A 17,319-nucleotide genomic window follows, 5' to 3' on the forward strand; every position below is an offset into this window, starting at 1 on the left:
ACCCCCGGCTGCGCACGGCGGGAAAACGTTTGCGCGCAGGTGGTGCAATGCACCATAATCGCGCCTCGTTCTGGTTCAGAATTTTCTTAGCCGCAACGGCACGCTAAAACGGAAACGATTGCGTCAGGGAGTGGCATAGCAATTGCTATGTGGACAGGGGATAGCACACGACGTTCTGCTGCCAGCGGTGGCAAAACGCCGGCATAAAAAAATAATTTTCCTCACTTTTTCCGCGTCAGCTTAGCCACCACGCGCGGAATAGCGGGAAAACGCCTTGGCAAGAGAGAGCAGGCCTGCGGGCCGTCTCCGCTGATGAGAGATGATGATGTTAGAAAAACTTTTTAAGTTAAAAGCACACCACACCACGGTGCGCACCGAAATCATTGCCGGTATTACGACCTTTCTGGCAATGGCCTACATCCTGTTTGTGAACCCCAGCATCCTCGGGGCGACCGGTATGGATAAAGGCTCGGTGTTTGTCGCCACTTGTCTGGCTGCAGCCATCGGTTCGATTCTAATGGGCCTGATCGCCAACTATCCGATCGCGCTGGCACCGGGCATGGGCCTGAACGCCTTCTTCACCTACACCGTGGTGCTGCATATGGGCTACACCTGGCAGATCGCGCTGGGTGCGGTGTTCCTCTCGGCGGTGATCTTCTTTGCACTGTCGATTTTTAAAATTCGCGAATGGATTATTGCCAGCATTCCGCTGCCGCTGCGTGCCGGGATTGCGGCAGGCATTGGCCTGTTCCTCGCACTGATTGCGCTGGAAGGGGCGGGCATCGTGGTGGATAACCCGGCTACGCTGGTCGGTCTGGGCGACCTGACCAAACCGGGTCCGCTGCTGGCGCTGCTTGGCTTCTTTATCATTGTGGTGCTGGAAGCGCGTCGCGTGACCGGCGCCGTACTGATCGGCATTCTGGTTGTTACCTTTATCTCGATGGGCATTGGCCTGACACCGTTCGCGGGCGTGTTCTCTGCGCCGCCGTCGATTGCGCCGACCTTTATGCAGCTGGATATCGCCGGCGCGTTCAACGTTGGCCTGGTGAGCGTGATCTTTGCGTTCCTGTTTGTCGACGTGTTTGATAACACCGGCACGCTGCTGGGCGTGACGAAACGCGCCGGTCTGGCCGATGAGCAGGGCAACGTGCCGAAAATGGGCCGTGCGCTGATCGCCGACAGCGCCGCTGCGCTGTTCGGTTCACTGCTGGGTACCTCAACCACCACCAGCTATGTGGAGTCCGCTGCGGGCGTCAGCGCCGGCGGCCGTACCGGTCTGACGGCGATTGTGGTCGCCATTCTGTTCCTGCTCAGTCTGTTCTTCTCGCCACTGGCGGGTAGCGTGCCGGTCTACGCCACGGCGCCAGCGCTGCTATTCGTTGCGGTGCTGATGGCTTCCGGTCTGGCAGAAATTGACTGGAAAGATGTCACCACGGCGGCACCGGTCACCGTGACCGCGCTGACCATGCCGCTGACTTACTCGATCGCTAACGGTATCGCTTTTGGTTTTATTACCTGGACGGTGGTGAAACTGCTGAGTGGCCGCACCAAAGAGGTCAATGCGGCGCTGGTGATTCTGTCGATTCTGTTTGTGATTAAACTCGGCTGGCTGAGTGCCTGATACTGCGTAACGGAAGCCCGCCCGGGCTTCCGTGTAAGTTGTTACATTCGCGCAATGATTGTTTGCGTGATGTCTCGCAATTCTTGCCCGTCGCCACTTTTCTCTTTCAGGCCTGTTGTTTACTGTCTTTCCGTAAATTCTGCCATGCGCAAATTTTTTGCCTGCAGTGGCGGGATCGTGGAATGTTTAATCGCTGCCGCTCTGCTTAAATAGCGGTGGAGTGAGGCGATGACACAAGGTTGCTGAAGAAGGACAAGATAATGGATTATCCCGTTTGCACGCTGCCGCATCGGTTGCCGCCTCGCCTTCTGGCGTTAAGAAATCAGGGAGCACCGCTAATGGTACGATTAACCCAACACGTAGAACAGCTTGCGAACACCACCCAGCTGTTACAGCAGGATGTTGCGGTCCTGACCGCGCGTTTTGAAAACCTTGCCACCAGAGCGGACGTGGAACGCGTGCGTACCGAACAGGGGCTGATGTGCAATCAACTGATGAATGATATCGGTCAGGTGGAGAAACGCATCGATAAAAAGTTCGAACGGTTAAATGACAGACTGATCTGGACCCTCATGTTGCCGGCTATCCTCGCCGTACTGGCATGGTTTGTAAAAGTGGCGGTGCTGAAAATTTAAGGTTGCCAGCAGAAATCCGGCCCGTCCATGGGCCGGAACAGCGGATTTAGCGGAAGGGCGGTTCGTTAAAGGTGCGTAGTTTCCTGGAGTGCAGTTTGTCACCCTCGGCGCGCAGCAGCTCAACGGCGCAGATGCCAATCTGCAGATGTTCCGAGATCGCGCCCTCATAGAAACGGTTGGCCTGGCCGGGCAGCTTGATTTCACCGTGCAGCGGTTTATCCGAGACGCACAGTAGGGTGCCGTACGGTACGCGGAAACGATAGCCCTGTGCGGCAATGGTGGCGCTCTCCATATCCACCGCCACCGCGCGGCTCAGGTTGAAGCGTAACGCAGATGCGGAGTAGCGCAGCTCCCAGTTGCGGTCGTCTGTGGTGACGACCGTACCGGTACGCAGGCGCTGCTTCACCTCTTCGCCGGGCATACCGCTGACCGCTTTGGTGGCGTCGTACAGGGCACGCTGCACCTCCGCGATGCTCGGGATCGGGATATCCGGTGGTAATACGCTGTCCAGCACGTGGTCGTCACGCAGATAGGCGTGCGCCAGCACGTAATCGCCGATGCTCTGGCTTTCACGCAGGCCACCGCAGTGACCAATCATCAGCCACGCATGTGGGCGCACCACCGCGAGGTGGTCGCAGATGGTTTTGGCGTTCGACGGACCGACGCCAATATTCACCAGCGTGATGCCGCGACGATTGGGCGAGGTTAAATGCCAGGCGGGCATCTGATGCTTCTTCCACGCCAGATCCGACATCATCGCCGTTGGGTCCTGCGTTTCCGCCGTGATCACCACATCGCCGGCGCAGGCGAGACTGTCGTACGGCGTGCTGGGATCCTGCACCTGCTCAATCGCCCAGCGCACGAACTCATCGACGTAGCGCGTGTAGTTGGTGAACAGCACAAACGGCTGGAAGTGTTCTACCGCAGTGCCGGTGTAGTGACGCAGGCGCGCCAGGGAGAAATCGGTGCGCAGCGCGTCGAAATGCGACAGCGGGAACAGCGCGTCGGCGTTGAACAGGCCATCAGCGGTTTCATCGCCAATCTGCGATAGCTCGGTCGTCGGGAAATGGCGCGCAATACTGGCGCTCATGGAGCGGTCCAGCGACAGGTCGGAGCCATCAATCACATAGGGATAAGGGATTTCCTGCTGTGACGGACCCACCTCAATCAGTACGTCGTACTCTTTTTCGATCATCTGCAGCTGTTCGCTGAGATAGTGACGCAGCAGCGCCGGGCGCGTGATGGTGGTGCTGTAGCGGCCGGTGTGGGTAAAACGTCCCCAGGCGCGGGTGCGATTTTGCTGCGGGCCTTCACCCTGCCAGGTGATGCGCAGCTCCGGATAGACAAACAGCCCCTGCTGGCGCAGTCCGGCGTCCGGCAGTGTGCCGCTGGCGGTAAACGTGCGAATGGCGTTGCGCAGCGCTTCAACCGCGTCGTCATACAGACGCTCCAGTTGATCCAGCGCCTGTTCGGTGGTCAATCCGTTCCGTTGCGTATTCATAGATTCTCCTTCAGCAATTTGGACCGATTTGACCAGAGCATAGCGGATAAACCTCTCATCACGATGAAGAATCTGTGATCGACCGCATTCTGCACCATCACGGTGCTGGTAGGTGGCAAAAGGCTGGCTATGTTTATCAGGTGCAGGGAGGCCACATCGCACGTTTTCCGCCCGGCTGCGATGCCGCTGCAAAAAAATTGTCACCGATTGTCTTCTCTGGCGAGCTTTTTGCTTAAATTTCAACCGTGGTCGCGCTGACCACACTGCTCTCGAAGTGTTTCAGATTGATTTCTCCCAGGCCGTGGTATGGCTCCGTTCCTGACCCGTTGAGGATTGAAAGCATGTCTTTGAAATTCATAAAACACCCATTGAAGGTGGTGATGGCAGGTTGTTTAAGCATGGCGTTCTACGCGCAGGCTGACATAAAGATTGGCGTGGCCGGTCCGTTTACCGGACCGAATGCTACGTACGGTACGCAATACTGGAAGGGCGCCAGCCAGGCCGCGGCGGACATTAACGCGGCGGGCGGCATAAACGGTGAAAAAATTGTGCTGGTGCAGGGCGATGACGCCTGCGAACCCAAGCAGGCGGTGGCTGTTGCCAACCGGCTGGTGGATCAGGACAAAGTGATGGCGGTGGTGGGCCATTTCTGCTCATCTTCGACCATGCCAGCCTCAGAGGTGTATGACGAGGCGGGCGTACTGGCGATTACGCCCGGTTCAACCAATCCGCAAATTACCGAGCGCGGCATGAAAACCCTGTTCCGCATGTGCGGGCGTGATGACCAGCAGGGAACTATCGCCGCGAACTATATTCTCGATACGCTGAAAGCGAAGAAAGTGGCGGTGATCCACGATAAAGATACTTACGGTCAGGGGCTGGCGGATGCCACCAAAGCGGCGCTGGAGAAACGCGGCGTCAAAGAGGTGCTGTATGAAGGGCTGTCGCGCGGTGAAAAAGACTTTAACGCGCTGGTCACCAAAATCGGCGCGGTGAAACCGGATGTGGTCTATTTCGGTGGCTGCCATCCGGAGGCGGGTCCGCTGGTGCGGCAGATGCGTGAGCAGGGCGTCAATGCGGCTTTCTTCTCCGGCGACTGCATCGTGACGGAAGAACTGGTGACTGCCGCCGGCGGTCCGCAGTTCACTAAAGGCGTGTACATGACCTTCGGCAATGACCCGCGCACCATCGCGGATGGCAAAGCGGTGATTGAAAAATTCCGCGCCAGCGGTTTTGAGCCGGAGGGGTATACGCTGTACGCCTACGCCTCCATTCAGGCTCTGGCCGCCGCCTACAAAGCGGCAGGTAAAGACAATGCCAAAGCCAGCGACTGGCTGAAGGCCAACAGCGTTGACACCGTGATGGGCAAGAAGGCGTGGGACGAAAAAGGCGACCTGAAAGTCTCGGATTACGTGGTCTATCAATGGGATGACAAAGGCAAATATCACCAGCTGTAATTCGCTCTGCGGCCCCGCGCGCAGCGGGGCCGTTCGCATCTGAGCGTGTCCTGTGCACGCCTTCTACCTGCGAGAGACAATATGGACGCCTTCTTTATACAGCAGCTGATTAACGGGCTGACGCTGGGCGCGGTCTACGGGCTGATCGCCATCGGCTACACCATGGTTTACGGCATTATCGGCATGATTAACTTCGCCCACGGCGAGGTGTACATGATCTCTGCTTATCTGTGTGCGATCGGGCTGGCGCTGCTCAGCTACTTTGGCATTCACTCCTTTCCACTGCTGATCTTTGGCACGCTGTTGTTCACCATCGTGGTCACCGCTGCTTACGGCTGGGCCATTGAGCGCATTGCCTATCGCCCGCTGCGCAATTCCACCCGACTGGCACCGCTGATCTCTGCCATTGGCATGTCGCTGATTCTGCAAAACTATGTGCAGCTCAGTCAGGGACCGAATCAGCAGGGCATTCCCACCTTGCTCAGTGGCGTGCTGCGTATGGAGATCGACGGCGGCGTGGTGCAAATCACCTGGACCAAAGTGTTTATCCTGGTGGCGGCGCTGTGCGGGATGGCGCTGCTGACCTGGATTATCCAGTACACCAAACTGGGCCGTATCTGCCGTGCGGTCCAGCAGGATCGGCGCATGGCGTCGATTCTCGGTATCAATACCGACCGGGTGATTTCACTGGTGTTTGTCATCGGCGCGGCGATGGCCGGGCTGGCCGGGGTGCTGGTTACCATGAACTACGGCACGTTTGATTTCTACGCCGGCTTCATTATCGGCATCAAAGCCTTCACCGCGGCGGTGCTGGGGGGCATCGGTTCGCTGCCCGGTGCGATGCTGGGCGGTTTGCTGCTGGGCGTGGCCGAAGCGCAGTTCGCCGGGCTGGTGAACTCCGATTACAAAGATGTGTTCTCGTTTTCGCTGCTGGTGGTGATTTTAATCTTCCGTCCGCAGGGACTGCTGGGCCGGCCGCTGGTCGCCAAAGTGTAAGGAAGCCAGAATGAATGCAATGACGCAAACAAGCGGCATCCGTCAGGTGCTGCTCGACACGCTGCTGGCCGGTGCCGTCGCGCTGGTGGTGTTCGGCCCGGTGGTGGGCGTGGTGCTCAGCGGCTACAGTTTTACGCTGTCGCCGCTGCGCGTGGCGCTGCTGGTGGCGGTGGTGATGGCAGGACGTTTGTTGCTGGGACTGTTTCTGCATACCGCCGTGGGGCGCCGTTTTCTGCGCAAGTTTGAGGGCAACGATGACGGCGTATACGTGCGTGAACCCGGGTACCGCTCGCGCCTGCGCTGGATAATACCGCTGCTGCTGGTTGTGGCCCTGGCGTTTCCGTTTCTCTCCAGCAAGTATCTGCTGACGGTAGCGATTCTCGGGCTGATCTATGTGCTGCTGGGACTCGGGCTCAATATCGTGGTCGGCCTCGCCGGGCTGCTCGATCTGGGCTATGTGGCGTTTTACGCCATTGGTGCTTACGGGCTGGCGCTGGGCTATCAGTATCTCGGGCTGGGTTTCTGGAGCATGATCCCCATCGCTGCGCTGCTGGCGGCATTGGCCGGTGCGCTGCTGGGCTTTCCGGTGCTGCGCATGCACGGTGACTATCTGGCTATCGTCACGCTCGGCTTCGGTGAAATTATCCGGCTGGTGCTGAATAACTGGCTGTCGTTCACCGGGGGGCCGAACGGCGTCTCGGTGCCGTCACCGACCTTTCTCGGCCTTGAATTCGCCCGCCGGGCAAAAGAGGGCGGCATACCGTACCATCAGTTTCTGCATCTCGATTACAACCCCAACATGAAGTTCATCTTTATCTACGTGGTGCTGGTAATGGTGGTGCTGCTGGTGCTGTTTATCAAGCACCGGCTGACGCGCATGCCGATTGGCCGGGCGTGGGAAGCGTTGCGCGAAGATGAAATCGCCTGTCGCGCTATGGGGCTGAATCACGTGCTGGTGAAGCTGTCAGCCTTTATGCTCGGCGCCTCAACCGCCGGTATTGCCGGGGTGTTTTTTGCCAGTTACCAGGGGTTCGTTAATCCCACCTCGTTTACCTTTTTTGAGTCCGCGCTGATTCTGGCCATCGTGGTGCTGGGCGGGATGGGCTCGACGCTTGGCGTGGTGCTGGCCGCGTTTGTGCTGACGGTGGCGCCCGAGCTGCTGCGCAGCTTTGCCGAGTACCGCGTGCTGCTGTTTGGCATGTTAATGGTGCTGATGATGATCTGGCGTCCGCGCGGCCTGGTGCGCACCGCACGCGTCGGGGTGCCGCTGAGAAAAGGAGTACGCCATGAGTGATGCCATCCTGCAGGTTGATAACCTGATGATGCGCTTTGGCGGCATCAAAGCGCTGAATGATGTCAGCCTGCGCGTGGAGCGCGGCTCGGTCACCGCGCTGATTGGCCCCAATGGCGCGGGCAAAACCACGGTATTTAACTGCCTGACGGGATTTTATCGCGCCAGCGGCGGGCGCATTGTGCTCAATGCCCATCAGCGCAGCACCGATGTGATTCAGGTGCTGGGCCAGAAAATACAGCCGGGTGACTGGCTGCGGCCGGCGCGGCTGGGCTCGCGTATCTGGTACAAGATGTTTGGCGGCGCACATCTGGTCAACCGCGCCGGTCTGGCGCGTACCTTTCAGAACATCCGCCTGTTTCGCGAGATGTCGGTGGTGGAGAACCTGCTGGTGGCGCAGCATATGCAGGTCAACCGACAGCTGCTGGCCGGCATTCTCAATACCCGTGGCTATCGGGCAGCGGAGAGTCGCGCGCTCGATCGCGCTTTTTATTGGCTGGAGCGCGTTGATCTGGTCAGCAGTGCCAACCGGCTGGCCGGTACGCTCTCTTACGGCCAGCAGCGCCGGCTGGAGATTGCGCGCGCCATGTGCACCCGGCCGGAGCTGATCTGCCTGGATGAGCCCGCAGCGGGGCTTAATCCGGTCGAAACCGAGGCGCTGAGCCAGATTCTGCATCAGCTGCGCGCCGATCATCGCATCAGCGTGCTGTTGATTGAACACGATATGCCGATGGTGATGCGCATTTCCGATCACATCGTGGTGCTGGATCACGGTGACGTGATCGCCCAGGGCACGCCGCAGCAGATTCGACACGATGCGAAGGTGATCGCCGCTTATCTCGGCGCGGAAGAGGAGAGCGAGCATGGCTGAAGCAATGCTGGCGTTTGAACAGGTGGATGTGTTTTACGGCCCGGTGCAGGCGCTGAAGCAGGTGTCGCTGACCGTGGCGGAAGGGGAAACCGTCGCGCTGATTGGGGCCAACGGTGCGGGAAAATCCACGCTGCTGATGTCGATTTTTGGTCAGCCGCGCATTGCCAGCGGTGAAATTCGCCTGCGCGGAGAAGCCATCAGCCAGCGGTCGACCCATTTTATCGCCGCCAGCGGCATTGCCCAGGCGCCGGAAGGACGGCGCATCTTTCCGGATATGACGGTGGAAGAGAACCTGCTGATGGGCACCATCGCCATCGGCGAGCGCTACATGAAGCAGGATAAAGAACGCATGTACACGCTGTTTCCACGCCTGCTGGAGCGGCGGAAACAGCGGGCAATGACGCTCTCCGGCGGCGAGCAGCAAATGCTGGCGATCGCCCGCGCGCTGATGAGCCGGCCGCGTCTGCTGCTGCTGGATGAACCCAGCCTTGGGCTGGCCCCGCTGGTGGTAAAGCAAATTTTCAGCATCCTGCGCGAGCTGACGCAGCAGGGCATGACGCTGTTTCTGGTGGAGCAGAACGCGCGCCACGCGCTGCAACTGGCGGATCGCGGTTATGTAATGGTCAATGGCGAAATTCGTCTGAGCGGCAGCGGCAGCGAACTGTTGCACAACGAAGAGGTGCGCAGCGCCTATCTGGGCGGCAGCGTCGGCGCGGGCGGGGAGTAAGCAAAAAGTTTGTAATAATGATTAAATGGTGACGGGAAACACTTTGCATAATCGTTAGCAGCCTATCATCATTATTACTCTACTTCTTAACCAAAGTGATTTGGTACTCCCTTGCAAAATCCTGGCGTAGCAGTAATGCGGGCGATCAGAAACACGGCGTGGTATCCCAAACGCCGTGCTTATCGCACGCTGTTGTGGCGTGAAATCACCCCACTGGCGGTGCCCATCTTTATTGAGAACCTGTGCGTGATGCTGATGGGGGTTCTCAGTACTTTTCTGGTGAGCTGGCTGGGCAAAGAGGCGATGGCAGGCGTTGGGCTGGCTGACAGCTTTAACATGGTGATCATCTCCTTTTTTGCCGCCATCGATCTCGGTACCACGGTGGTGGTCGCGTTCAGCCTGGCCAAACGCAACGGCAAGCGTGCGCGTGCGGCGACGCGGCAGTCGCTGGGATTGATGACGGTGCTGGCGTTTGTGCTGGTCATCGCCATCGAGTTCTGGGGGCATCTGATTGTTGACGTGATTGCCGGCAACGCCGAGCCGCAGGTCAAAGAACTGGCGCTCAGCTATCTGCAAACCTCGGCGTGGAGCTATCCGGCGGCGGCGATTGCGCTGATAGGCAGCGGCGCGTTGCGCGGTGCCGGCAACACTAAAATTCCGATGCTGATTAACGGCGGCATGAATATCCTGAATATCATCATCAGTAGCGTGCTGATCTACGGTGCGCTCGGCTGGGAAGGGATGGGATTTGTCGGTGCCGGGCTGGGATTAACCATTTCACGCTATATCGGCGCGGCGGCGGCCATTTACGTGCTGTATCGCGGCATCAGCCCGGCGCTGAAAATCACGCTGGCCAGCTATTTCCGCCGCTGGGATCGCAACATCCTGATGGAAGTGCTGGGGATTGGCGTACCGGCCAGTATCGAATCCGTGCTGTTTAACGGCGGCAAACTGCTGACGCAGATTTTTGTCGCCGGCATGGGCACCAATGAGATCGCCGGTAATTTTATTGCCTTCTCCATCGCCACGCTGATCAACCTGCCGGGCAACGCGCTCGGTTCGGCGTCGACCATTATCACCGGCAGACGCTTAGGGAAAAATCAGGTGATGCAGGCGGAGCGGCAGATCAAGCACGTATTCTGGCTGGCGATGATTGGGCTGTGCACGCTGGCGTTTATCACCGTGCCGCTGGCGGGCACGCTGGCGCGATTCTACACCCGCGATCCGCAGGTGATTGAGGTAACCAAACACCTGATCTGGCTGAATGCTGCCTTTATGCCTATCTGGACCGCCTCCTGGGTGCTGCCGGCCGGGCTGAAGGGCGCGCGCGACGCGCGGTACACCATGTATGTATCGATGTTCAGTATGTGGGGTGCGCGCGTGGTGGCCGGTTATCTGCTCGGCATTGTGCTGGGCATGGGGGTGATTGGCGTCTGGCTCGGCATGTTCCTCGACTGGACGGTGCGCGGTATCTGTTTCTGGTGGCGTTTAACCAGCGGCAAATGGCTGAACAATTACCGCAAAATGCTCGCGAAGAGCAGTGGCCCACAGGGCTGAGGAATCCCCACAAAAAAAGAAAGGCATAGGGTTTTATGATCAGGTTATTGCGCCAGCAAAAACAGATCGCACCCTATGCCTGCCATACCCGGCCCCGTCTCAAGCCGCACGGCTATTTTCGCGCTGACCGCTGCCTTTCCGCTGGCAACCTTACTCAGCGCTTTCGTGCATTCGAACGTGATGCGACAACTGTGCACCTTGCCAGTAAACCTAAAAAATTTTTTTATTTTCCTTAAGAATCGTCTTTATTGCGCCGTCCTGAAAATGAGAGCTTTCTTAGTGCGATGGGTGTAGAGATGATGACAGTCAACTGGCAGACGATAGATAAGGTTGTATACATCAACCTGAACAAACGCAAGGATCGCAGGGTGCGCATTGCTCGTCAATTAAAAGCAATTGGCGTACCACGTGAAAAGATTGTCCGTTTTGAGGCTATTGAAGAAGCGCCAGGCTATATCGGCTGTATTAAATCACATATTCTCGTGCTGCAAATGGCTCAGCAAAACGGCTGGAAAAATGTATTGATTCTGGAAGACGATATGGTTTTCCATGATGATATTCAGACCAAACAGCGAATTGATCTATTTCTCTCCTCTTTACAGCAGATCAACTGGCATGTCGCGCTGCTCGCTGCCAACTATGATAACGTCGTGCCGTTAAAAAGTGTGGATTATATTGTTAAGCCGCAATATGCATGGTGCGCTTGCGCTTACATTGTGAACGGTGATTACTACTCCACTCTCATTGATAATTATGCAGAAAGCTTGCAGGGGTTGCTGGCGGGTGGCGTTCCTCAGTGCTGGGCTTTAGATGTACGCTGGAATAGTTTGATAAAACGTGACCGCTGGTTGGGTATCTTTCCCAATGCGGGTTATCAGGCCGCTGATAAAAGTGATATTGAAAACCAACCTGTTGATTATCGAGCTCATTTCGCTAAAAAATTAGAAGAAATAGTCTGGCCAGCCTATCAACCTGGCGAAGAAAAGATAAAAGTGGATATCTTTTTCCAGTGGGCCCCCGGCTGGACTAACTTTGAGTCGGTATATCGCGCTATGCAGGCCAAACCGCATTTTGATTGTCAGATTATCCTTGCGCCCTATTTCAGTCGGGGCGCAAAAGCACCGGATTACACTGCACAGCGTGATTTATTAAATGATAAGGGTATCCGGTATACCGAGTATCACGAGTATGAGATTACGGCGCGTAAGCCGCATGTGGTTTTTTTACAAAATCCTTATGATGATGCACGTCCCAATGAACTGCAAAGTTTGACGCTTAATCGACGCAATATTTCTATCGCCTATATTCCTTATGGATTAGATATGGGTGATGGTGAGAGAAACCGTGTTTATCAGTATAATCTTCCCTGTCAAAATGTTGCCAGGTGGATATTCGTTCGCTCTCAGCGGCATAAAGATGAGTTTGCTAAATATTGCGGAAATGGCAATCATCACGTCTATGTTAGCGGACATCCAAAGCTAGATAACTATCCATCACGCTTTGGCGTCCAGACGGATGGCAAAGTTAATAAAGGCAAGCCAACGCTATTATGGGCGCCGCATTTCGTCATGCCTGATGATGAAAAGATGTGGTCTACGTTTAATTTATATACACAGGCAATGCTCGATATCATCAAACGTGATGACGTCAATTTGATTATTCGGCCACATCCGCTTTTTAAACAATTTCTGGATATTCGTAAAGAGCGCGGAACACACAGCGAAACTGCTCAGAACTGGCAAATGCTGCGCGAATACTCTCATCTCAAATCACATGTGGAGTGGGATTTTTCTGCAGATTATCGCTACGCCTTTTCACAATCAGATGCGCTGATGGCAGATGCAGGATCGTTTTTGCTGGAGTATTTACCTTCGCGTAAGCCAATCCTTTTCCTGACTCATGAAAATTGCCTCGGTATTAACAGTAGCGCTGAATTTATTTATGACGCTTATGACGTTGCGAATGAATCCGCAGATATTAAAACTTTCGTTGATAATCTTGTTTCAGGCAAGGATCCCATGCGTGATAAGCGACTGCAGGTTTTACGTGATGAACTTCATATGCCAGAGCAGGGCGCAGGCAGTGAGATTGTAAAAATCATTGAAAAAACCCTTATGCCCGCTGGAGTTCATCACAATGTCTTCTAAACGCGCCGCAATATTACTGGTTGCTGGTCAGGGAACGAGAATGGGGCATCTGACCCTAAATTATCCTAAATGCTTGCTACCGGTCGGTGAAATCACCGTGCTGGATACGTTGCTGACTGAGCTGTTAAAATGCGGCGAGCGTGAAATTGTACTGGTTACCGGTCATCAGTCATCAGTTGTAGAACGCTGGATTAAAGATAATTATGCTGATGCTAATATTAAGTTAGCGCACAATGATAATTATAAAAATGATGTCAACATATTATCCGTTGAAAAAGGTGTCAGCGCGCTTAATCATCCTGAATATGGCTATACAATTATCGAAACGGATGTTCTGCTGGATCCACGTGTATGGCCGCGATTAACGCAAGCTGAAATGGGCAGTGACAGTTTTTGGCTCACCCATGGTTATTACAACTCTTGCCTTACTGGCGGTATTGTCGAAGCCAGTAAAGCTGAACCTGCTATAAAGAAAATTGCCTATGTGCCCGATTACGACTCCGCATTTGATGGCTGGATGAAAATGGTCGGCTTGCTAAGTGTCTCTCCGGAACAGGTGGAAAACGATCGACGCCTGCGGCAGACGTTTTTACAGCAAAGCACCCAGCAATATTACATGGCACCCTGGATTGTACACCGCTCTTGCTTACCCTGCCGTGCTGTAGATATTACGGATTTGTTTGCAAGATCTTTCAACGAAGAAGTCGATTACCGGCAGGCGGTTGCGGATTATCATTTATTATTAGAAAATTTTGAGGCACTAAAATGAATGTAGAGTTTTTTGAACCACAAAAATTGCGTCATATTGAAAAATTCAGTTCACGTCGCGTTGAATGGTTGCGTAATAAAATTATTCAGGAAGGCGTATGGGTAAAACCTCTGGCGCTTGATCTACACCATAATCTGGTACTGGACGGCCAGCACCGTATGGAAGTCGCGCTCAGTCTGGGACTAAAAAGAGTACCGGTCGTACGATTTGATTACGCCTCGGTGCCATTAAGATCGTTGCGCGAAAATCATCAATTTGACTGGCAGGAAGTGGCGAGGCGTGCATTAATCAATGACATCTACCCTTATAAAACGGTAAAGCATGATTTCGTTGTACCCATGCCGGTATGTCAATTTTCGCTGCAGGAGTTAGGCTATCATGGTTGAAAATGCCATCATTCTGGCCGCCGGCAGAAGCCTGCAACTGGATGGTAAAAATAAAGTTTTAATTCGCCATCCCAAAACGCGGAAAACGATTCTAGACTATGCTATTGATGCCTTTCATGGGAAAAAAATCACCGTAGTGATTGGCTTTGGTGCGTTACAGATTATGGAGTCCTACCCTGATCTCAATTACGTTATCAATGACAACTGGGCAACGACTAATAATGCAATGAGTCTGGGGTTGGCCCTGAATCAGATTAATAGCCCCACGTACGTTGTCTCGGGAGATATGTTTTTTTCTCCTCAACTTATCCATGAAATGGATCACGCTGAGGGAAATCTCGTTTTGACTCACCAGCGGCATAATCGCATGCTGACCTCCATTCATTGTGACGTTAATCGCCAGGGCATCGTGGAGGAGACGTATCTGGGACCGATACGCGCCGCAGAGCACCCTGAGGCTATGGGTCTGTTTAAAGTCAGTGACATGGCACTCCTGAGTCAGTGGCATAAGCAATGCCTGCGTTATGGTAATTTGTATGCCGCCCAAACGTTACCGTGTCAGAAAACGACAGCACTCTACGCTCACGACCTGGGGGAGCATGCATTTAATGAAATTAATACGCTGGCAGATTACTGGCGTCTGATGCAAGAGGATCACGGTTAATGATACGAGCTATTACGCTGGGCTTGCCTTACTCCGCTATTTCCGACGGGCATTCTGAGTCACGTTTACATCACTTTCGCACGTTAGTGATTGATAAACTCCAGTCTCGTCGTTGGCCACTGCGAACATTACGTTTAACCCTGCCACCATTGAATGATCGTGATGAAGATGAGATTTATACCCTGCCAGCACGAATAAATTCAATCAATGCGTTGGCTGAAAGACTTGATATTCGTTGGTTTTGCTTACCGCTGGACTTAACGCATGGCGATAATTACCGCGGACGGTTAGATGCCGCGTTTGCTTTACTCTTCAGGCAACCGCGTATGTTTCTGAATCTGATGGTTGCCGATGAGCAGGGTATAAATATTCGAGCCAGCCATGACGTTGCCCGTTTCATGTTACAGGTAGCACATCGCAGTAATAATGGCTTTGATAATTTTCGCCTGGGTGCCTCATTGCGCTGTCCACCAAATGCCCCGTTTTTTCCCTTTTCCCGGCATGAAGGTGAGACACTGAAGTTTAGTTTTGCCCTCGAAACTACCGATATTGCTTTGGAATTGAGTGAGCAGGTGCGGGAAGGCAACATGCTGCTGGCGGACTTTGCTGACCAGTTTATTCTTCGACTCTGCGCACGCTTACGCGAAATTGATGCATTCGGTCATGAGCTGGCGTCTGATTCAGGGCTTGACTATGCCGGTCTGGATGCCTCACTGGCGCCTTTTCCGGATGGCAGTATTTCTGTCGGCAGGTTAGTTGAAAATCTTGGTGCGCGTCCTGGTGGCGTTCAGGGATCACTCTTTATAACCAGTATTCTGACGAATGCGATTAAAAGCGCAGTCGCAATCAGTGGTGCTCGCGCAACGGGTTTCAATGGCGTCATGTTCTCAGTACTGGAAGATGATGCCCTGGCGAGTACCAATAATCGTCGTGCATTAAGCATTGATACGCTTAATGCATGGTCAACTGTTTGTGGTTGTGGATTAGATATGCTTCCGGTGCCAGGTTCGACTCTGCCTGAAGATATAGCCGCGATTATTCTTGATACGGCTGCACTCGCGGTGCGGTTAACGAAACCGCTCGGTGTACGTTTATTACCTATTCCTGGCGGAGAGGTAAATGAATTTACACGCTTTAATTATGACTTCCTCTGCAACAGCCGCATTATGAGTGTCGCGAAAAGTGATGTTGATTTTTCTGCTGATAATGAACGCTGGACGTATCGCTAAAATCAGGCTTAATGAAATGTTAGATGCAAAAAAAGTGAAGAATTTTTGGGATCGTCGAGCGAATGATTACAATAAATTATCGTTAGAAAGTTTAGCAAACCTCGAAAACGATCCAAAGTTTCTCGATATTAAAATTCGCACAGAGATGCAAAAAGTTTTTGCCTGGTTGCCTGACCTGACAGGGAAAACGGTACTTGATCTCGGCGCCGGGGTCGGGCAGTGGGCTTTTCGTTTTCAGCATGAGGGCGCAAAAAAAATCACCGCTGTAGAGTTTTCAGCTGCAATGATTGAAGTGGGTAAGCTTGAAGCCAGCAAACGCAATATTAATAATGTCGATTTCATTCTTTCATCTGCCGAGAATTATTGTAGCTCAGAGCAGTACGATGTCATTTTCATATCTGGCCTGATGATCTACCTTAATGATGAGCAAGCTGAAAAAATGTTAAGTAATTTGCGTGCTTACAGTAAACCAGAAAGCACTATATTATTGCGTGATGGTACGGGTGTCGGTGAAAGATTCGAAATCAATAACCGCTATTCTGCGAATCTGCAAGCAGAGTATTCCGCTACATATCGAACCGCTGAGCAATACGAAAACATATTTGCGCGGCATGGTTTCAGCTTAATCAGGAGTGAAAATATGTTCCCTGAAGGTCATATGCTTAATAAGTATCCTGAAACCCGATTACGCCTTTATCACTTTGAGCAAAAAAATGGTTAATATCTCACCTCTCTATGACGATGTTAGCTGGCCGGCAGATGAAGGTGTTTTAGGCGTCGTGGGCGTAGCCCCCTGGGCAACACTGGATTTTTGCCAGCAGCTGTATGGCCTGGTTCAGGCAGATAAAGAGTGGCAATATCCGCGGCTTATTATTGATAATAATAGTAAAATACCCAGCCGTGGGCGTCATTTGCAACTGGGTGAACGTGATCCTTCTCCCTGGATTCACGCAACTATTACAGAACTCGCTGCTGCGGGTGCGACGGTTGCCGTTGTGCCTTGTAATACCGCTCACCTCCTTTGGTCGCGCTGGAGCAAGGACGCAGCTATTCCGGTTATTAATATTATTGATGCCACACTTGAGCATATTGCGCCTCAGGGCAAGCGGGTTGTTGTGCTCGGTTCGCAAATGTTGTACCAGAGCAGGCTGTATCAGAATGCGCTTACGCAACAGCACGCCGAGATCGTCAATGTAGCTGCATCCACCCAACAGCTTTTGACACGCTGCATTAACGAGATAAAAGCGACAAAAAGCGTGTCTGAACTCTCAATGCGGCAGTTAGCGGACTCCGTAAGTAGCTGGAAGCAACAGGGCGCTACGCACATTATTCTGGCTTGCACAGAGTTGAGTTTGTTAAAACACAGCGCGATCTGGCAGGAAATGACGTTAATTGATTCGAGCGAAGCTCTCGCGCGTGCCGCTTTGCGCGCCATATCATTTCGCCGCCTGCGTGATTAAGGCGGACG

Annotated in this window: 17 protein-coding genes; 16 read left to right on the plus strand and 1 reads right to left on the minus strand. The window is 53.7% G+C overall.

The window, feature by feature from the left end:
* Positions 1-322 precede the first annotated feature (322 nt).
* Both ABVR31_RS07700 and ABVR31_RS07705 read left to right on the plus strand, forming a co-directional pair.
* Positions 323-1,621, plus strand: coding sequence for an NCS2 family permease (locus ABVR31_RS07700; RefSeq protein WP_021509817.1), 1,299 nt, complete (start codon positions 323-325; stop codon positions 1,619-1,621).
* Between the two features lie 260 nt (positions 1,622-1,881).
* Positions 1,882-2,256, plus strand: a complete 375-nt coding sequence (locus ABVR31_RS07705; protein WP_372772317.1) for a hypothetical protein — start codon at positions 1,882-1,884, stop codon at positions 2,254-2,256.
* A 46-nt stretch (positions 2,257-2,302) separates the two neighbouring features.
* On the opposite strand, the gene ABVR31_RS07710 is transcribed toward ABVR31_RS07705, so the two are convergent.
* A complete protein-coding gene (locus ABVR31_RS07710) occupies positions 2,303-3,757 on the minus strand; it encodes an AMP nucleosidase (RefSeq protein ID WP_021509819.1) in 1,455 nt (484 codons plus the stop codon).
* Between the two features lie 74 nt (positions 3,758-3,831).
* Here ABVR31_RS07710 and ABVR31_RS07715 point away from each other — a divergent pair, with 74 nt between their 5' ends.
* The 14 genes from ABVR31_RS07715 (at position 3,832) to ABVR31_RS07780 (ending at position 17,311) form a co-directional block, all read left to right on the plus strand.
* Positions 3,832-3,993: a hypothetical protein gene (locus tag ABVR31_RS07715; RefSeq protein ID WP_166720674.1), complete on the plus strand. Its 162-nt coding sequence runs from the start codon at positions 3,832-3,834 to the stop codon at positions 3,991-3,993.
* 162 nt (positions 3,994-4,155) lie between these two features.
* Entirely contained in the window at positions 4,156-5,214 is a 1,059-nt protein-coding gene (locus ABVR31_RS07720) for a branched-chain amino acid ABC transporter substrate-binding protein (RefSeq protein WP_021509821.1), read from the plus strand.
* A gap of 81 nt (positions 5,215-5,295) precedes the next feature.
* Positions 5,296-6,210 carry a branched-chain amino acid ABC transporter permease gene (locus tag ABVR31_RS07725; protein WP_021509822.1) on the plus strand — a complete coding sequence of 305 codons (915 nt, stop codon included), beginning with the start codon at positions 5,296-5,298 and terminating at the stop codon, positions 6,208-6,210.
* Between the two features lie 10 nt (positions 6,211-6,220).
* Positions 6,221-7,504, plus strand: a complete 1,284-nt coding sequence (gene livM, locus ABVR31_RS07730) for a high-affinity branched-chain amino acid ABC transporter permease LivM (RefSeq protein WP_104188833.1) — start codon at positions 6,221-6,223, stop codon at positions 7,502-7,504.
* The gene (locus ABVR31_RS07735; RefSeq protein WP_021509824.1) at positions 7,497-8,372 is read left to right on the plus strand and encodes an ABC transporter ATP-binding protein; all 876 of its coding nucleotides are present in this window, start codon (positions 7,497-7,499) and stop codon (positions 8,370-8,372) included. The genes livM and ABVR31_RS07735 overlap by 8 nt, the downstream gene beginning before the upstream one ends.
* The gene (locus tag ABVR31_RS07740) at positions 8,365-9,099 is read left to right on the plus strand and encodes an ABC transporter ATP-binding protein (protein ID WP_372772320.1); all 735 of its coding nucleotides are present in this window, start codon (positions 8,365-8,367) and stop codon (positions 9,097-9,099) included. Before ABVR31_RS07735 ends, ABVR31_RS07740 begins: the two co-directional genes overlap by 8 nt.
* 135 nt (positions 9,100-9,234) lie before the next feature.
* Positions 9,235-10,656, plus strand: a complete 1,422-nt coding sequence (locus ABVR31_RS07745) for an EmmdR/YeeO family multidrug/toxin efflux MATE transporter (protein ID WP_058781328.1) — start codon at positions 9,235-9,237, stop codon at positions 10,654-10,656.
* Positions 10,657-10,952: 296 nt separating this feature from the next.
* Positions 10,953-12,803, plus strand: coding sequence for a glycosyltransferase family 25 protein (locus tag ABVR31_RS07750; protein WP_336698339.1), 1,851 nt, complete (start codon positions 10,953-10,955; stop codon positions 12,801-12,803).
* The gene (locus ABVR31_RS07755; RefSeq protein WP_372772322.1) at positions 12,793-13,572 is read left to right on the plus strand and encodes an NTP transferase domain-containing protein; all 780 of its coding nucleotides are present in this window, start codon (positions 12,793-12,795) and stop codon (positions 13,570-13,572) included. The genes ABVR31_RS07750 and ABVR31_RS07755 overlap by 11 nt, the downstream gene beginning before the upstream one ends.
* The gene (locus tag ABVR31_RS07760; RefSeq protein WP_058757367.1) at positions 13,569-13,958 is read left to right on the plus strand and encodes a hypothetical protein; all 390 of its coding nucleotides are present in this window, start codon (positions 13,569-13,571) and stop codon (positions 13,956-13,958) included. Before ABVR31_RS07755 ends, ABVR31_RS07760 begins: the two co-directional genes overlap by 4 nt.
* The gene (locus ABVR31_RS07765; RefSeq protein ID WP_058757368.1) at positions 13,951-14,622 is read left to right on the plus strand and encodes an NTP transferase domain-containing protein; all 672 of its coding nucleotides are present in this window, start codon (positions 13,951-13,953) and stop codon (positions 14,620-14,622) included. The genes ABVR31_RS07760 and ABVR31_RS07765 overlap by 8 nt, the downstream gene beginning before the upstream one ends.
* Positions 14,622-15,851 (plus strand): DUF711 family protein, encoded by a 1,230-nt coding sequence (locus tag ABVR31_RS07770; RefSeq protein WP_072209931.1) that lies wholly within the window; start codon positions 14,622-14,624, stop codon positions 15,849-15,851. Before ABVR31_RS07765 ends, ABVR31_RS07770 begins: the two co-directional genes overlap by 1 nt.
* A gap of 16 nt (positions 15,852-15,867) precedes the next feature.
* Positions 15,868-16,572 (plus strand): class I SAM-dependent methyltransferase, encoded by a 705-nt coding sequence (locus tag ABVR31_RS07775; RefSeq protein ID WP_372772325.1) that lies wholly within the window; start codon positions 15,868-15,870, stop codon positions 16,570-16,572.
* A complete protein-coding gene (locus ABVR31_RS07780) occupies positions 16,565-17,311 on the plus strand; it encodes an aspartate/glutamate racemase family protein (protein ID WP_372772327.1) in 747 nt (248 codons plus the stop codon). Before ABVR31_RS07775 ends, ABVR31_RS07780 begins: the two co-directional genes overlap by 8 nt.
* Positions 17,312-17,319: the final 8 nt, after the last annotated feature.

It is taken from the genome of Pantoea sp. WEP, from assembly GCF_041678305.1.
GTDB lineage: Bacteria > Pseudomonadota > Gammaproteobacteria > Enterobacterales > Enterobacteriaceae > Pantoea > Pantoea dispersa.

What these genes read in the sequence shown, in the direction of transcription:
- ABVR31_RS07700 (WP_021509817.1), top strand. Translation starts at nt 323, where the DNA reads ATGATGTTAGAAAAACTTTTTAAGTTAAAAGCACACCACACCACGGTG.
- ABVR31_RS07705 (WP_372772317.1), top strand. Translation starts at nt 1,882, where the DNA reads ATGGATTATCCCGTTTGCACGCTGCCGCATCGGTTGCCGCCTCGCCTT.
- ABVR31_RS07710 (WP_021509819.1), bottom strand. Translation starts at nt 3,757, where the DNA reads ATGAATACGCAACGGAACGGATTGACCACCGAACAGGCGCTGGATCAA.
- ABVR31_RS07720 (WP_021509821.1), top strand. Translation starts at nt 4,156, where the DNA reads ATGGCGTTCTACGCGCAGGCTGACATAAAGATTGGCGTGGCCGGTCCG.
- ABVR31_RS07725 (WP_021509822.1), top strand. Translation starts at nt 5,296, where the DNA reads ATGGACGCCTTCTTTATACAGCAGCTGATTAACGGGCTGACGCTGGGC.
- livM (WP_104188833.1), top strand. Translation starts at nt 6,221, where the DNA reads ATGAATGCAATGACGCAAACAAGCGGCATCCGTCAGGTGCTGCTCGAC.
- ABVR31_RS07735 (WP_021509824.1), top strand. Translation starts at nt 7,497, where the DNA reads ATGAGTGATGCCATCCTGCAGGTTGATAACCTGATGATGCGCTTTGGC.
- ABVR31_RS07740 (WP_372772320.1), top strand. Translation starts at nt 8,365, where the DNA reads ATGGCTGAAGCAATGCTGGCGTTTGAACAGGTGGATGTGTTTTACGGC.
- ABVR31_RS07745 (WP_058781328.1), top strand. Translation starts at nt 9,235, where the DNA reads ATGCGGGCGATCAGAAACACGGCGTGGTATCCCAAACGCCGTGCTTAT.
- ABVR31_RS07750 (WP_336698339.1), top strand. Translation starts at nt 10,953, where the DNA reads ATGATGACAGTCAACTGGCAGACGATAGATAAGGTTGTATACATCAAC.
- ABVR31_RS07755 (WP_372772322.1), top strand. Translation starts at nt 12,793, where the DNA reads ATGTCTTCTAAACGCGCCGCAATATTACTGGTTGCTGGTCAGGGAACG.
- ABVR31_RS07760 (WP_058757367.1), top strand. Translation starts at nt 13,569, where the DNA reads ATGAATGTAGAGTTTTTTGAACCACAAAAATTGCGTCATATTGAAAAA.
- ABVR31_RS07765 (WP_058757368.1), top strand. Translation starts at nt 13,951, where the DNA reads ATGGTTGAAAATGCCATCATTCTGGCCGCCGGCAGAAGCCTGCAACTG.
- ABVR31_RS07770 (WP_072209931.1), top strand. Translation starts at nt 14,622, where the DNA reads ATGATACGAGCTATTACGCTGGGCTTGCCTTACTCCGCTATTTCCGAC.
- ABVR31_RS07775 (WP_372772325.1), top strand. Translation starts at nt 15,868, where the DNA reads ATGTTAGATGCAAAAAAAGTGAAGAATTTTTGGGATCGTCGAGCGAAT.
- ABVR31_RS07780 (WP_372772327.1), top strand. Translation starts at nt 16,565, where the DNA reads ATGGTTAATATCTCACCTCTCTATGACGATGTTAGCTGGCCGGCAGAT.